This window comes from Polaribacter sp. KT25b (assembly GCF_900105145.1).
Lineage (GTDB): Bacteria > Bacteroidota > Bacteroidia > Flavobacteriales > Flavobacteriaceae > Polaribacter.
In genome coordinates, this window is the sequence record NZ_LT629752.1 from 3,874,329 (window position 1) to 3,889,598 (window position 15,270).

Below are 15,270 nucleotides of genomic sequence, written 5' to 3' on the forward strand. Positions count from 1 at the left end.
AATGAAAAAACAAATAATTAAGTCCGTATCGGTATGCTTGCTTTTTGGAGCTTTATTAACACTTAATAGCTGTAAAAAAGAAACGAAGCCAAAAGCTAAAAAAGAAGTACAAAAAACAATGTATGCAAGTGATATTATTCCATTTTTTGATCACTGGAAATTAGTTTTAGGAAACGGTGTAAATGCAGGAATTGCTAATGATTTTGAAAATAAAGATTTCTTTTATACCGAAAAAGATGCCAATGGAGAATGGGTTGTTTTTAAAGCACCAAATGCAGGAAGTACACATGGAACATCAAACAATACAAGAACAGAATTAGGGCAAATTAAAAAATGGTATCCTGAAACTGCAAATGATAAATTATCAGCAACGCTTAAAGTAATGAATGTTTCTTCTACTGGTGATAAAACTGTTGCGGCGTCTCATGCTGTGGTTGTAGGTCAAATTCATAGTGCAGATAAACATGAAAATGAACCATTAAAAATATTCTATAAAATATATCCTGGTCATACTAAAGGTTCTGTTTTTTGGCATTACGAAATTAATACTGCGGGTAATGATAATTCTGTAAGATGGGATTATTCTTTACCTGTTTGGGGTAATGATTTTTCTGTAGTTGGACCAGATGCAAATACACCTCCAAGTGAACCAGAAGAAGGTATTGAGTTAGGCGAAGAATTTAGCTATGAAATTGAAGTTAAAGATGGTATTATGAACTTAACATTTACTAGTGAAGGACACGAGACCAAAACATTTACAAAAAACTTAATTAAATCCGATTTTTCTACAAAAGCAGATATTCCAGAACAAACACAAAAATTATTTGTGCCAATTGGTCAAGATGGCGTAGAACGAAAAGAAGCATATAAAGGAGAGGGTTGTTTCTTTAAGTTGGGTTGTTACAATCAAACAAATGGTAAATCTCCGGAAGTAAATAAAAATTGGTGTTCTGGTGCAGAAACACATGGAGGGGATATTCAAAAACAATATGAAGACGGAAATTATGCCGAGGTTTGGTTTAAAAAAGCAAGTATTTCGGTAAGTAAAGCTGCTGTTTCCAATCAAGGTTATTTTAATAAAAACGATCATAAATAATATATCAATATGAATCAGAATAAATTAAACGGGAAAAACGTACTTATAACTGCAGGAGCTCAAGGAATTGGAGAATCCATATCAAAACACTTTATAGATGCTGGATCTAATGTTGCAATACACTATTTTTCTAGTGCCGATACTGCAAATGAGTTGGTAATATATGCAAAAAGTAAAGGAGTAAATGCTGTAGCTATTAGTGGGGATTTAACCAAAGAAGCTGATGCAATTACAATGGTAGAAAAAACTGTTGAGGTTTTCGGTGGTTTAGATATACTAATTAATAACGCAGGATCTCTTGTGGCTAGAAGATTATTAGGCGAAATGGAAGCTGAATTTTGGCATAAAGTAATGGATATTAATATGACTTCTATGATGTTTGTAACAAAAGCTGCTGTACCATATTTAGCAAAAAACGATACTAGTAGTATTGTTAATTTAGCTTCACTTGCAGGACGTAAAGGAGGTCACCCAGGGTCATTAGTGTATGCAACCAGCAAAGGTGCTATTTTAACATTTACAAGAGCATTATCTACAGAATTAGGTCCTCAAGGAACAAAAGTTAATGCAGTTGCTCCTGGTTTAATTCTTGGTACATCATTTCATAATACACATACAACAAAAGAATCAGCAGCAGAAACAATTGCTGGAATTCCAATTCAAAGAGCGGGTAACGCAGCAGATGTAGCAAGAGCTGTTTTATATTTAGCATCAGAATATGATGGTTTTATAACTGGTGCTACACTAGACATCAATGGAGGTGTTTACAATATGTAATTTATTATAAAAAAGTGAATAAACACAAGATCAATTTAAGTTCTTAGCGTTTAAATTTAATCAGTGCCTAAACCTAAAACTATGCTAAAAACTCCAGTAATTCATCCAACAATTATGGAAGTGCTTGCACGTTCTGGTCATTTTGCTCAAGTAGTTATTGCTGATGGTAACCTACCTGTTGGTGCTATGAAAGGGCTAAATTCTACAACTGTTCATCTTAATTTTCGTCCCGGATTGTTAGATGCTCTTACAGTGCTAGAAGGTATATTAGAAGTTTGTCCCATTCAAGGTGCAATTGTTATGGAAAAACCAGCAGAAGCAAATGCAGAAATACATGATGCATATAAAAAGTTGCTTGGAGATGTAACTTGGGATGAAATGGAAAGATGGGCTTTTTATGATAAAATTAGAGACCAAAATACAACATTAATTATTCAAACAGGAGAACAACGTCGTTTTGCTAATTTGATACTAACTGTTGGAGTGGTAAAAATGGCAGAAGAAAGCAATTTTTAAAGATTGTAAAACACACTGTTACAAGAAAAATAATAAAATTAAATAGAAAAATAATGAAAATAAGAATCGCTAAAATATTCATAAAATATTTTTTAGTAGTAAGCTTTGGTTTACTATTAGTAGGTTGTTTTAAGTCAAAGAAAAAAACTCCTATTAAAGAAACCAATTCTGTCACATATCCTAGTGATGTGATTCCTTTTATGGATGAATGGAAAATTCTTCTAGGTGATGGAGAACATTCTGATGACTTATTAAAATATAGTAAAAAGGATTTTTTCTATGTTTCTAATGATGGAAAGACAAATTGGGTGGTATACAAAACACCAAATGCAGGAATAACTTCAAAAACTTCTAGCAATACAAGAACAGAATTAGGGCAAAAAAAACATTGGATTCCTGAAATAGGAGGGAAGTTAACAGGCACATTAAAAGTACAACATGTTTCTACTTCTGGAGATGCAAGAGTTGCAGCTTCATACTCAGTTGTTGTTGGTCAAATTCATAGTGATGAAGGTCATGAAAATGAACCTATAAAAATATTTTATAAAAAATTTCCTAGACATAAAAAAGGTTCTGTTTTTTGGAACTATGAAATTAATACAAAAGGTGATAATTCAAAAAGATGGGATTATTCAACCGCGGTTTGGGGTAATGATATGTCTGTTGTTGGTGAAAATGCAACTTCATATCCAAAAGAACCTATAGACGGAATTGAATTAGGTGAAGAGTTTAGTTATGAAATAAATGTTTATAAAGGAATTATGTATCTTACCTTTAAAAGTGAAGGTCATGAAACTATTAAATTTACAAAAAACTTATTGAAATCAGATTTCTCAACGAAAGAAGATATTCCACAACAAATATGGACATTATATGCTGCAATAGGTCGTGATGGAGTAGAGCGTGAAAATGCGTACGCTGGAGAAATTCAGTATTTTAAACAAGGTGCATATAATCAAACAAATGGAAAGAATCCAGAAGATAATATAGTTTGGTATACAGGATCTGAAACGTATAATGGAGATATTGCAAAACAATATGCAAACGGCTGTTATTCTGAAGTATGGTTTAAAGAAGCTACTGTGGGTGCGGGTACGCCACCCAAAAATTAGTAGTTTTATTTAGATTACGGTAATAGGAAAATAGAAAGCATATCTCTTAAAAACAATAACTCTCTATTTAATTGGATTTATTACTTTCTAAACTTAGTTCGAATTTAATTTTTTGCTGATAAAATAGATGCTTAATATTTAGTCGATTTTTTCTTTTGTAGGTATAAAATTTTGATTTATAGGGTTAATTTAAACTATTATTAAAGAGTGTTTCTTGCTTTTTTAAGTTTCTGTTTATGATTATATTGGGTAGTATAACTTATAATAAGTAATCTTTATTTTTTGTTGCTTTAGTTTAGTTGATATATAGTAAAGATAAAATCTTTTTATGAGTGTTTAAAAAAAATGTTGATGATGAACAATGATACTTGATTAGTTGGCAAATTAGCGTTAATGTTTTGCAGTAATAATAAGACCTAGTAATAAAAATGAATATTAATGCTAAAGCTATTTTTATTTGTTTATAAATAAAAAGCTAATAATTTCTATAAAATATAAAAGGGTTACAACTTTTAATGTTGTAACCCTTTTCAAACTTAATTCAAATAATTATTTTTTAATATCCTGTATTTTGTGTTATTATTCCATCACTTGCAAAAATTTCTGAAGTTGGAATTGGAAATACATAATATTTGCTATCAACTGTTGTACCCATTTCTGCACTAACGGTATTTGTTCTTACCAAATCAAACCATCTATGCCCTTCAAAAGCTAATTCTAATCTTCTTTCATTTGCAATTGCAACTTTAACAGTAGCTTTAGTAGTTGCAGTTGTATTAGCTAAATTAGCTCTATTTCTAATTTTATTTAATTGAATAATGGCATCAGAAGTTTTGTTGTTTTCATTTAATGCTTCTGCATATAATAAAATTGCATCTCCTAATCTTAAATCTATAAAATCTTGATCTGCTCCATCAAATTTAACACCAACTCTATTTGTTGCACTAATTAAAATAGTTGCATCCTTTCTTGTTACATCACCTTCTGCGTCAAAAGCATCTACTAAAGAACTTGTTATAGGATATTCATCTGCTTTCGTGTCATTACCACCAAACCAAGCAGCAAATACAGTACCACTACCTGCAGTTATTGCGCCAGAAGTTTGAGTTGCAAATATAATTTCAGAATTTAAATCATTAACACTTCCAAAAACATCAGCAAAATTATCTTGTAAGCTCACGCCCGCTGCTGCTGCACCATTAATAACATCTTTTAAATGAGTTTCTGCATTAGTAAAATCTCCCATAAAAATATATGTTTTACCTAACATTCCTTGAGCTGCAAGCTTAGATGCTCTTCCTGTAATAATACCAGAATTATCTAACCCATTTATTGCATCTGTAAAATCATCAATAACAATTTTATAAACATCAGCTACGGGTTGTTTTGCTAAAATTGAGGTATCTGTTGTACTAGGACTTGCAGATAAATTTACAGGAATATCACCAAAAACTTTTACTAGATTAAAATATGCTAATCCTCTTAAAAATTTAGCTTCTGCAATATGAGTTGCATTTGTAGAATTTTCAATTACATTGTTTGCGCTTAATATAGATTTATATAGGTTAGCGTAAAAAGGTTGGAAAAAATCACCTTCCAAAGTAATTAAATCTCCATTAAAAACTTGAAAAGAATTATGAGGAGCCTCATCAAAAATTGCATTATCTGCTCTAAAATCTCCCATTACTGCTAATGGAGTACCTGCTGCTGTTTGATAGTAATAAGCTGCATTTAAAACTCCTGTAAAATCTGTCAAAGAATCTGCATTTGCAATATTTGGCGGTACTTGTTCTAAACTATTATCACATGATGTTATAAACATCATTGAAACAAAAACTATTAAAAATATTTTTTTCATTTTTTTCATTTTAAAATTTAACATTTAATCCTACAGTAAAACTTCTAACTACAGGACTTGCACCTATTTGAAAACCAGAGTTAACAGGTCCTTGGTAATCACCAGTAGTTTCTATACCTTCTGGATTATAAGACGTATAATCGTCTCCGAATATGTATAATAGATTTGTTGCTGCTCCATATATTCTTATGGAACTTAAACCCATTTTTTCTACAATATTATCTTCTACAGTGTAACCAATAGTAAGGTTTCTTAAAGCTAAATAAGAAGCATCTTGTACATTAGCGTCTAAATTACTTTTAGCATCTTTAACAAACATACCATTATGTACAGCACGACCATCTGCATCTTTAAAATTATCAACTAATCTACCTCCCCATTGAGAACCGTAGTAATATGGATCAACATTAAAAACTTCTCCACCTTGAGCTCCTTGAAATTGCATAGAAATATCAAAAGCTTTATAATTAATTGAAGAGTTTAATCCCCAATAAAAATCAGGAGTATTATTACCAACTTTAATTAAATCTCCGCCTTCTTCAACTGTTTTAGTAATATCGATTATACCATCTCCTTGTTGGTCAACTACATAATATTCACCAGAAGTGTTATTTGGGCTTCTTGTTGGGTCTTCTAAATATTTCATTTCTACTTGACCAGCAGTTTCTATTCCCCACATTTCACCAATTTGACCACCTACGTAGTTTCTAAATACAATATCTCTTCCAGATTGACCAGAAGGTAATCTTGGTAATTCATCTCTTTCACCTAAGTCTGTAATTTCTGTTTTAACTGTAGATAAGTTTGCACTTAAATTCCATGATAAATCTTCTTTTCTAATTAAATCTGCACCTAATTCAAATTCTAAACCAGTACTTTTTACATCACCTGAGTTTAATTTAATTTGGTTTGTACCTAATACTTCAGATACACTTTGTTCTAGTAAAATGTTTTCAATATCAGACGTATAGTAATCTACACCTAACGTATAACGATTGTTAACAAAACCAAAATCTACACCAAAATTTGTTTCAGTATTTGTTTGCCATGTTAAATCTGGGTTAGCTACATCTGTAGGAATCAAATATCCGTTTCCATATACTGTAGTACCAGATTCTAATAAGCTTAAAGAGCTATATGCTCCTAAAAAAGATGCTGTACCTAAAGAACCTGTACTAAATCTTAATTTTAATTTACTTAATTTTTCATTATCTGCTAAAAAATCTTCTTTATGTAAATTCCATCCTAAAGAAACCGCAGGAAATACTTCATATCTATTGTTAGCCCCAAAACGAGAATCACCGTCTCTTCTAAGAGATACAGACGCTAAATATTTATCATCATAAGCATAACTAACTCTACCAAAAACACTTCTTCTTGTACTAGTTTCATTTCGTTCTGATACGGTAATGTTTTCTGGTTCTAATAAGCCATAATTAATTACTTCACCAAAAGGCACGTAACTTCCTAATAACTGAGTTGCTTTTGTATAGTTATTTTGAAATTCAATACCTGCAACAGCAGAGATATCATGTTTTCCAATTTCTTTAGCATAGCTTAAAGTTGTTGTACTTAAAACAGAAGATCTTTTTGTATCTGTTTGGTCTAAATCTGTATTTTCCCATCTAGCTTGGTTATCTGCTAAGATTCCTTGGTAGTAATATAATTGAGTATCTCTAAGATCTGCACCTAAAACAGTTTTTAAATTTAATCCTTCCATTATGTTATATTCTAAATATGAACTAACATTAAAAAAGTAAGTTTTTTCCCAATTTGTGGCGTTGTCTAATTTCGCTGCTGGACCTTGATCTCCAGAACCTCCAATACCGTTATTTGCTCTACCATAATGCCAGTCGTTAACAAAATCACCAGGTACTAAATCTTGAATACTTTGTACATATCCAGTAACTCCATCTGTTTTTGAATTTCTTCCACTATCAAATCCATTTAAACCTAAAGCTTGTGCTTGTCTATCTAAATCTTGAACAAACGCAATAGATTCTTCGGTATGATAAATTGGGTGAAAACTATAAGATCTAGCCAAATCTCTTATATCATGAGCTACAATATCTCTTTTAGACATAAACCCATTAAAACTTAAGCCTGTTTTAAATTTTTCTCCAAATTGAGTGTTTACATTTAAACGTGCATTAAATCTTTCATATCCTTGAGTTCTTACAATTCCTTCGGTATCTTGATATCCAACAGAAGCAAAGTAATTTGAAGTGTCAGTACCACCACTCATGCTAAAATCATGATTAACACTTGTACCACTTTGGTATAACCAATCTTCTACACTTACTTCTCCTGGAGAATTTTCATAAGCAGATAATCTATATTCAATGAATGCTGGGTCAATTTGAGAAAGATCCCAATTTCCTGCAGCAATTTCTTTTCTTGAAAACGCAGCCCATTCAGAACCCGTTTTAAGAATGTTATCTCTATATTTATTAGAAACACTAAGATATGTATTATAGTTAAAAGTAGTTTTACCAGACTTACCTGTTTTGGTAGTAACTAAAATTACACCATTTGCACCTCTAGAACCATAAATAGCAGCAGAAGCAGCATCTTTTAATACTTCCATACTTTCAATATCGCTAGGATTAACTGTCGCTAAACTTCCTGAAATAGGAAACCCATCAACAACAATTAACGGATTTGAATCACTTGATATAGAAGAAGCTGCTCTAATTTGAATTTTTGGATCTGCACCAGGTCCACCGCTAGCGTTTTGAATTAAAACCCCCGATAACTTACCAGCTAATGCTTCATCTACACGAGTAGCTTGAACGGCAGCAACATCATCACCACCAATTTTAGAAACAGAACCTGTTAAATGAGATTTTTTACTAGTACCATAACCTACAATTATAATTTCATCTAAAGTACTTGCGTCTTCTTTTAAAATTACATTTATAGTTGATTTTCCATCTACTTTAATTTCTTGTTTTGCATAACCAATATAACTAAAAACTAATATAGCTTCGTTATTTGGTACTTTAAGACTAAACAGACCATCAAAATCTGTACTGGTACCTGTAGTAGTTCCTTTAACCTGAACACTAACTCCGGGTAAAACTCCCCCAGAAGTGTCGTCTGTTACTTTTCCTGTTACTTTTTGCTGTGAATAAGCAAAAAGCGATGCCAGAAGAAATAGGCATGTGCTAATTTTTTTAATTAAGTTGTTTTTTGACATTTAATTTATTTTAAATTATTGATTTATTGGTTGTCCAAATTGGTTAACCAAACTGGTTCGCCAAATATACAAATAATATGTATTATTTTATCTTATTTGTGTGTTATTTTATCGAAAGAGGGATTTCTTATATAAAAAACATTAACTTTCTGTAGTGTTTAAGTGTTAAATTATTACTAAAACAGTACTGTTTGTTGGGTTTTTCATTTTTTTTAAGATATCTAGTTGATGAGGTATAAATTTTCATTTTTTTTTTAAAATCAAGTATAATTTATGATTAAAATGAATGAAATTTGTATGAATAAGCCCAATTTTCTGGGTAAAATAAGTTCTCTTTTATCTTTTTTTAAGATAAAAAACACCTAATAAGATATTCTATTAAGAATTTAAATGAAAATGCGCATTTGGTAATTGATAAATAATTTTAGAAACGAGAAAAGGCTAAATATATCTAAAACTCTTAATTAATAATTTTTTAAAACAACCTTATCAAATGATATTTGATAGTTATTGCATGCTTACTATCATCTTTATAAAAACTGTATTTAATTATTAGTACTATATATAAGGTTATGATTATCAGAATAATTTGGTTTTATATAATTCTCAATTAACAATTATTTTTAGTGTATATTTGGAAACCTAAATTGGTTAACCAATTACAATTATGAAAAAAAGCATCTTTTTATCGTTCATTTTTATCTTGATTTATCAAGGAATTTCTAGTCAAGTTATATTAGAAGCAAATGGTCCAGGTAATACTTACGAGTTAATTAATTCGATTTTAGCAAATGCAGGAAAAGATGTTATTGAAGTGCCAGATTGTGTTCACACAACTTTTGGTAGACATATAGATGAGGTTTTTGATACTGATTTAAATAAAAATGTATTTCGTTTTTATGCACATGTTTCTCCTGATAACGACCGTTGTAAAACTTTTGATAGACAAAGAACAGAGATTAAATCTTACGACTCATCACCAGAAAATTTAAAAGCAACTATTGGCGAAACTGTAGCATATAAATGGAAGTTTAAAATAAGTGATACTTTTAAACCATCCACAAGTTTTACACATATTCATCAAATAAAATCTGTTGGCGGTTCTTACGAATCAATACCAATGATTACATTAACCTTAAGAAAATCGAGTCCAGATAGATTAGAGTTAAGATATACGCCAACGAACGATCAAAATACATTAAAAACTGCAGATTTAGATTTGTTTAGAGGAAATTGGGTAGAAGTTTATGAGAAAATTACTTTTGGTGACGTTGGTCGTTACGAAATTGAAATAAAAAATATTGCAACCAGTCAAGTTATTTTTACGTATGCGAATAACTCTGTTGATATGTGGCAAGATGGCGCTGAATTTGCAAGACCAAAATGGGGAATTTACAGAAGTTTAAACAGTCCAGCAGATTTGCAAGACGAAATTGTAAAATTTGCAGATTTTAGCATTGAAGAAATTACGGGATCACTTTCTGTAGATGATTTAACAAGTAACGCAGATCAAATTGTGTTGTTTCCAAACCCAGCATCGCATGAAGTGAATTTTAAAAATGTAACTTCTGATACTTATACTTCTGTAGAACTTTATGACACTTTTGGAAGACAAATTTTTATCAAAAACAGCTTACATCAAAATAAATTAAACGTCTCTGAACTTTCTAAAGGAATGTATTTTGTGGTCTTTAAAAAAGATACAATTACTACAAAAGTTTTAAAATTTGTTGTTGAATAATTGAAGGTTGGTTAATTTGTTTGCTAAACATAAATTGGATTTTTAAGCCCAAAAACTTTCGTCTTTTCATCAGCTTTAAAAACCCAAAATATTCTTTTTACAACTTTATTCTACCGCTATTTTCTTTAAAACATTTTCTTCTTCTAGAGCAAATATTAACAAGTTTACATAATCATTTACAGTTTCTTCTGTAGAAGAAGGATCAATAATATCTATAGAACCTTTCCACATTAACTCTCTTTCTTTTACAGGGCAAATGCAATACAAAGAAGTTTCTGCATGGTAAATATCAAACTTTTTATAGTAATCTGGATTGTAAAAAATTTCTTGATTTTTATAATAATCATCTTTAAACCTAATATCTAAATGCTCTTTGTTTTTAAATGTTTTTGTATAAACTGTTTTATTTTCTATTCCTTTAATTTTTGTAAATAAAATAGCATCAAAATAACTGGTTGCTAAAATTTTCTCAACAATTCTTAACTCTTCTTTAGATTTTTTTTCGGCTGTAAATGTTGGCTCAAATAACTCTAAACTCATAACAGCTTCTATACCTCTTGATTCAAATTCTTTTTTTAGTTTTTGCTCAAATTCTTTTCTAGCTTCAATATTTGATGTCATACCAACAATTAATACTTTAGATATTACAAGTGAATCTATTGCAGGATTTTTCCAAACATCTACAAGTTCTGTTGTGCTGCAATTCATTAATAATAATGCCGATAGTAAAAAAAGAAAATTTTTCATCTTGTGGTGATTTTATTCTACATCTATGATTCTATTTTGCTTTTCTGATTTCTTAATTTTTTTTAGAATATCAAATAAACTTGACTTTAATGCTCTGTGTTCTTTTAAATGATTTTTAAATGAAATTAAAAGGGCTTTATGCTCTTTTTTATATGCTGTTTCTTCTTTTGGTTGATCTATTCCATCAACTAAAATTTCCAGCTCATTTTCATGTTTTTTAATCAATTTAATTAAGGTGTCATTTGTATTTTTAGACTTGCTAAAATTTTCAACAATTTCTTTACTTTTAGAGTATGCTTGAAAATCAATTAATTGAAGCGTATTCCATTTTATTAGGTCTTCAAAAAATAAATATTCATCATTTAAAAACTCTAATTCTAAAAGCCATTCTTTAGAGTTATTGTGCATTTCTTCTGCACTTAACCATTCAATATAGTTTGTATTTATAGGTGTTGTTTTCATAATTACAATTATAAAATTAAGATTATAAAAAAAGTTGTGCTACTAAGTTATATTTAAAAATTAAAATATAAACTGATAATTATCAGTTTGTTATAGGTTTTTAATTAATTATTACACTTTCTAGATATTGAAAAAACTGAATTTTAAATTTTGTGCATTTAATAAAGAAATTATGTGTTTTTTCTTCTAATTCATCATGCCTTTTAATAAAAAAATTATCACAAAATAAATCATCACATTCAATCTTATTTGAAATTGAGTTTGAGTGTAAATTAATTTCTATAAACAAGTCTGAAGCTTCATTTTCTGTTGCATTAATTTCTTTTTTAAATAGCTCTAAGTTTTCAAATAAATTAATTGCATTCGTTTTATAGATTGATGCTTCTATGAGGTTTTCATAGAATTTATATTCAATAAGCTCTTCTTCTATTTTTGTTTTAAATTGAAGCATATTGTACTTTAATTCTTCAATAGATTTTTTTTCATTAAAACTTTTAAAAATATTTTTTGTTTCCATTTTGTTTGATGTTAATTAAATTACAACTTCCTCAACACTATCTAGTTTAGGTATAGTTGCTTGCCAATTATAAGTGTCTTTTATTTTTACTCTAAAAGCATCTAAAGCAGTTGGTTCTCCATGAATTAAATACACTTTTTCTGGGATGTTTTTAATGTTCTTCATCCAATTTAATAAATCTTGCTGATCGCCATGCGCAGACAAACTTTCTATGGTTTTAATCGTTGCTTTTACAGGATAATATTTACCGTAAAAGCGAATTTCATGAGCACCTTCTAAAAGTTGTCTTCCACGAGTTGCTTCTGCTTGATAACCTACTAATAAAACAGTTGTAGAAGGCTCATCTATCAATTGTTGCAAATACGTTAAAACTCTTCCTCCGGTTACCATTCCGCTTCCAGCAATTATAATTTTAGATCTTTTATTATCAATCGTTTCCCAAGTTTCTTTAAAAGATTGAACAATATTTATGTGATTACACATTGCATTATAGTCTTCAATTGGTAATTTATGCCAGGCTGGAAATCGTTTAAAAACTTCTAAAACTTTTTCTCCCATTGGGCTATCAACAAAAATTGGAATATTCGGAATCTTGTTTTCTTTGTATAATTTCCATAAAATGTACATCAATGTTTGCATACGTTCTACGGCAAAACTCGGAATGATTAGATTTCCTTTGTTGTAAATTGTATCAATAATAATGTTTGCTAACTTTTGTTCTACATCTTCTTTTGGATGTAATTTATTACCATAAGTGCATTCAATAAATAAGAAATCTGCCCATTCTGGCGTTTTCGGATTCTCTAAAAGATAATCATTGCTTCTGCCAATATCTCCAGAAAACACAAAACGTTTTCCGTGAATATCTAATTCTATAAAAGTTGCGCCAATAATATGACCATTATATTGAAAACGATATTTAATATTTTCTGATAAATCAATCCATTTATTTTCAACTTCTACTTTAAATAGATTTATAGTTTTTTCGGCATCTTCAACTGTGTAAAAAGGCAATGCAGGTTCGTGTTTAGAATAATGTTCTCTATTCGCTTTTTCTGCATCTTCTTCATTAATTTTAGCACTATCATTTAATATAATTTCTGCAATTGCTAATGTGGGTGCTGTACCAATAATTTTGCCTGTAAAACCTTGTTTAACTAGTCTTGGTAAATAACCAACATGATCTAAATGACCATGCGTTAAAAGCACAACATCAATCTTTTTAACAGCTACAGGTAAATCTTTCCAGTTTAATTCTCTAAGTTCTTTTAAACCTTGAAACATACCACAATCTATCAATATGTTTTTTTCTGAAGTTTCAATCAAAAATTTTGAGCCTGTTACAACTCCAGAAGCTCCTAAGAATTTTATTTTAGCAAAATGATCCATCGTTTAGTGATTTTTACTGTTACACAATTGCTTAAATTCATTTAGTATTTTATCTTTTCTGATGCTAGAAATACCTAAATGATCTAAGAAAAAAAAGTCTTCAATTAACTCTCTACATAAAACTACATTTCTATTTAATAGAAACTGTTTTTCTCTATTTGTAAGTAATGTTGATACTGTTATTGGGTATAATCCTAAGCGATCTATTCTGTCTTTTAAACCATTTCCTTTAGGATAATCCCAACTTAATAAATACAAGCCACAACAGTTACCAAACTTTAAAGCATCTTCTGTAAACCTTGTATTTGTTACAACCCAACCTGCTGTTAGTTTATTTTGAATTTTACTGCTTTTATCCCAAAATGATTTAACATCTAAATAACGAGAGTTAATATATAACGGAACTTTTACATTACAATTAAAACCTTGTTCGCTGTGAAACTTACATTCTATAATTGTAGTTTCATTATTTTTATTTGCAGTAACATCTATTTCATGAGTAACGCATTTACCATTTAAAATTTGACCTACTTCTACATTGTAGCCAGAATGTTTTAAGATTGCTGCAACAAACCTTTCAAAAGGAAAACCAGTTGGACCTAATTCGTATATTGCTTTTTTTAATTTGTATTTAGAAGCTAAACAATTTTCCTGTTTTTTGAGTAATGAAAATGCTCTATCATAAATTTCTTTTGTAGAAATCCCTTCATATAATTCATCTTTAACTTTCTCTATAATTTGATTTATAACAACATCTTCTGCTCCAGTTTTTTTTAATGAATTGTAGAGCTTATTAGCAGAAAATTTTACTTTTTCTCCAGAATATTTTATGATGCTTATATCTTTATCGTTCATATTTAAAATCAAAAAATGAAACTAAATTAATTTGATTTAAAGAAATCTCTAATCTATTTTTTTGCTTGATAATTAGGTGTTATAACTGCTGTTTCAATTGTTCTAATTTACTTTCTAACTAAATTTTTTGTATTTTTTATCTTGTTTTAGTTTCTTAAATCGTGCATTACTAATATTGGAATATTAGAATGAAAGCCCATTTCTTTTACAAGAGGTTGTGTTAAAACACTACCAAAAAAATAATGCTTTTTATTAATAAATGCCACCATATTACTATCTCTACTTTCAATAAAAATATTTATTGCAGCTTCTACTGAGTTATATTTTAACTCATGAAATGAACAGGAAACATCTTCAAAAATTTCTGTAAGCAATTGCTTGTTTTCTATTTGATTATTAGTTAATTTTTCTTCTTCAGAAACATGTAAGATTGCAATTTTAGCATCACATTTTATAGCTATTTCTATCAGATAAATTAACTCTCGTCTTTTATAATGTGTTTTATAACTTGTTGGAAAAACAATTTCTTTTGGTAAGGTGTGGTTTGCTTTTTCTGGAACCACAATTACGGGGCAATTTCTAACCTTTTCCATAACATAAATTGCAGTTCTACCGTAAGCAATTTGTGTTGAATTTGTTTCTCCTTTTGTGCCCATTACAATCATTTCTATATCTTTCTGCTCCACAATATTTTTGATGGCTTCTAAAGGATAATTAAAAGTAGAAATGGTTTCAAAATGATGTTTTGGGTTTTTATAACCTTCAACATCTAAGACATCTAAAATTCGTACTAAACCTTGTTCAGATTTTGCTTTTGAAAGTTCGTATAATTCGCTTCCAGGTTCAAAGTTTATTAGAATGTCATAAACATTTTGTGTTGCAGTAAATACATTTAAAAAGTAAAAAACACATTCATCATTTTTAAATAATTTTAGAGCATACTCTATAGCATTCCAAGAATTTTTAGAGAAATCTGTTGGTAATAATATTTTACGTTTCAT

General features: G+C 29.4%; 13 protein-coding genes. 5 read left to right on the top strand and 8 right to left on the bottom strand.

What is annotated here, in order from left to right; genetic code table 11:
• The first annotated feature begins 1 nt into the window (after position 1).
• From BLT70_RS16835 to BLT70_RS16850, 4 genes are all read left to right on the top strand, one after another.
• Entirely contained in the window at positions 2 to 1,096 is a 1,095-nt protein-coding gene (locus BLT70_RS16835) for a polysaccharide lyase family 7 protein (protein WP_091897841.1), read from the top strand.
• A 9-nt stretch (positions 1,097 to 1,105) separates the two neighbouring features.
• Positions 1,106 to 1,873, top strand: coding sequence for an SDR family NAD(P)-dependent oxidoreductase (locus tag BLT70_RS16840; protein ID WP_091897133.1), 768 nt, complete (start codon positions 1,106 to 1,108; stop codon positions 1,871 to 1,873).
• An 81-nt stretch (positions 1,874 to 1,954) separates the two neighbouring features.
• The gene (locus tag BLT70_RS16845) at positions 1,955 to 2,389 is read left to right on the top strand and encodes an RbsD/FucU domain-containing protein (RefSeq protein ID WP_091897135.1); all 435 of its coding nucleotides are present in this window, start codon (positions 1,955 to 1,957) and stop codon (positions 2,387 to 2,389) included.
• A 53-nt stretch (positions 2,390 to 2,442) separates the two neighbouring features.
• Positions 2,443 to 3,501, top strand: coding sequence for a polysaccharide lyase family 7 protein (locus BLT70_RS16850; protein WP_091897138.1), 1,059 nt, complete (start codon positions 2,443 to 2,445; stop codon positions 3,499 to 3,501).
• Between the two features lie 556 nt (positions 3,502 to 4,057).
• Here BLT70_RS16850 and BLT70_RS16855 read toward each other — a convergent pair.
• Both BLT70_RS16855 and BLT70_RS16860 read right to left on the bottom strand, forming a co-directional pair.
• Positions 4,058 to 5,359 (bottom strand): RagB/SusD family nutrient uptake outer membrane protein, encoded by a 1,302-nt coding sequence (locus BLT70_RS16855; RefSeq protein ID WP_091897844.1) that lies wholly within the window; start codon positions 5,357 to 5,359, stop codon positions 4,058 to 4,060.
• Between the two features lie 10 nt (positions 5,360 to 5,369).
• Positions 5,370 to 8,558 carry a TonB-dependent receptor gene (locus BLT70_RS16860; RefSeq protein ID WP_091897141.1) on the bottom strand — a complete coding sequence of 1,063 codons (3,189 nt, stop codon included), beginning with the start codon at positions 8,556 to 8,558 and terminating at the stop codon, positions 5,370 to 5,372.
• Positions 8,559 to 9,225: 667 nt separating this feature from the next.
• Here BLT70_RS16860 and BLT70_RS16865 point away from each other — a divergent pair.
• Positions 9,226 to 10,299: a T9SS type A sorting domain-containing protein gene (locus BLT70_RS16865; RefSeq protein WP_091897144.1), complete on the top strand. Its 1,074-nt coding sequence runs from the start codon at positions 9,226 to 9,228 to the stop codon at positions 10,297 to 10,299.
• 105 nt (positions 10,300 to 10,404) lie between these two features.
• Here the strand turns inward: BLT70_RS16865 and BLT70_RS16870 are convergent, their stop codons facing one another.
• The 6 genes from BLT70_RS16870 to BLT70_RS16895 form a co-directional block, all read right to left on the bottom strand.
• Positions 10,405 to 11,046: a hypothetical protein gene (locus BLT70_RS16870; RefSeq protein WP_091897146.1), complete on the bottom strand. Its 642-nt coding sequence runs from the start codon at positions 11,044 to 11,046 to the stop codon at positions 10,405 to 10,407.
• A gap of 12 nt (positions 11,047 to 11,058) precedes the next feature.
• Positions 11,059 to 11,508: a hypothetical protein gene (locus BLT70_RS16875; RefSeq protein ID WP_091897149.1), complete on the bottom strand. Its 450-nt coding sequence runs from the start codon at positions 11,506 to 11,508 to the stop codon at positions 11,059 to 11,061.
• Between the two features lie 100 nt (positions 11,509 to 11,608).
• Positions 11,609 to 12,025, bottom strand: coding sequence for a hypothetical protein (locus BLT70_RS16880; protein ID WP_091897152.1), 417 nt, complete (start codon positions 12,023 to 12,025; stop codon positions 11,609 to 11,611).
• 15 nt (positions 12,026 to 12,040) lie between these two features.
• Positions 12,041 to 13,414 (bottom strand): MBL fold metallo-hydrolase RNA specificity domain-containing protein, encoded by a 1,374-nt coding sequence (locus tag BLT70_RS16885; protein WP_091897155.1) that lies wholly within the window; start codon positions 13,412 to 13,414, stop codon positions 12,041 to 12,043.
• A gap of 3 nt (positions 13,415 to 13,417) precedes the next feature.
• Positions 13,418 to 14,269 (bottom strand): ATP cone domain-containing protein, encoded by an 852-nt coding sequence (locus tag BLT70_RS16890; protein ID WP_091897158.1) that lies wholly within the window; start codon positions 14,267 to 14,269, stop codon positions 13,418 to 13,420.
• 146 nt (positions 14,270 to 14,415) lie between these two features.
• Positions 14,416 to 15,270 (bottom strand): universal stress protein, encoded by an 855-nt coding sequence (locus BLT70_RS16895; protein ID WP_091897161.1) that lies wholly within the window; start codon positions 15,268 to 15,270, stop codon positions 14,416 to 14,418.

What these genes read in the sequence shown, in the direction of transcription:
- BLT70_RS16840 (WP_091897133.1), top strand. Translation starts at nt 1,106, where the DNA reads ATGAATCAGAATAAATTAAACGGGAAAAACGTACTTATAACTGCAGGA.
- BLT70_RS16875 (WP_091897149.1), bottom strand. Translation starts at nt 11,508, where the DNA reads ATGAAAACAACACCTATAAATACAAACTATATTGAATGGTTAAGTGCA.
- BLT70_RS16880 (WP_091897152.1), bottom strand. Translation starts at nt 12,025, where the DNA reads ATGGAAACAAAAAATATTTTTAAAAGTTTTAATGAAAAAAAATCTATT.
- BLT70_RS16850 (WP_091897138.1), top strand. Translation starts at nt 2,443, where the DNA reads ATGAAAATAAGAATCGCTAAAATATTCATAAAATATTTTTTAGTAGTA.
- BLT70_RS16860 (WP_091897141.1), bottom strand. Translation starts at nt 8,558, where the DNA reads ATGTCAAAAAACAACTTAATTAAAAAAATTAGCACATGCCTATTTCTT.
- BLT70_RS16865 (WP_091897144.1), top strand. Translation starts at nt 9,226, where the DNA reads ATGAAAAAAAGCATCTTTTTATCGTTCATTTTTATCTTGATTTATCAA.
- BLT70_RS16855 (WP_091897844.1), bottom strand. Translation starts at nt 5,359, where the DNA reads ATGAAAAAAATATTTTTAATAGTTTTTGTTTCAATGATGTTTATAACA.
- BLT70_RS16885 (WP_091897155.1), bottom strand. Translation starts at nt 13,414, where the DNA reads ATGGATCATTTTGCTAAAATAAAATTCTTAGGAGCTTCTGGAGTTGTA.
- BLT70_RS16890 (WP_091897158.1), bottom strand. Translation starts at nt 14,269, where the DNA reads ATGAACGATAAAGATATAAGCATCATAAAATATTCTGGAGAAAAAGTA.
- BLT70_RS16895 (WP_091897161.1), bottom strand. Translation starts at nt 15,270, where the DNA reads ATGAAACGTAAAATATTATTACCAACAGATTTCTCTAAAAATTCTTGG.
- BLT70_RS16835 (WP_091897841.1), top strand. Translation starts at nt 2, where the DNA reads ATGAAAAAACAAATAATTAAGTCCGTATCGGTATGCTTGCTTTTTGGA.
- BLT70_RS16845 (WP_091897135.1), top strand. Translation starts at nt 1,955, where the DNA reads ATGCTAAAAACTCCAGTAATTCATCCAACAATTATGGAAGTGCTTGCA.
- BLT70_RS16870 (WP_091897146.1), bottom strand. Translation starts at nt 11,046, where the DNA reads ATGAAAAATTTTCTTTTTTTACTATCGGCATTATTATTAATGAATTGC.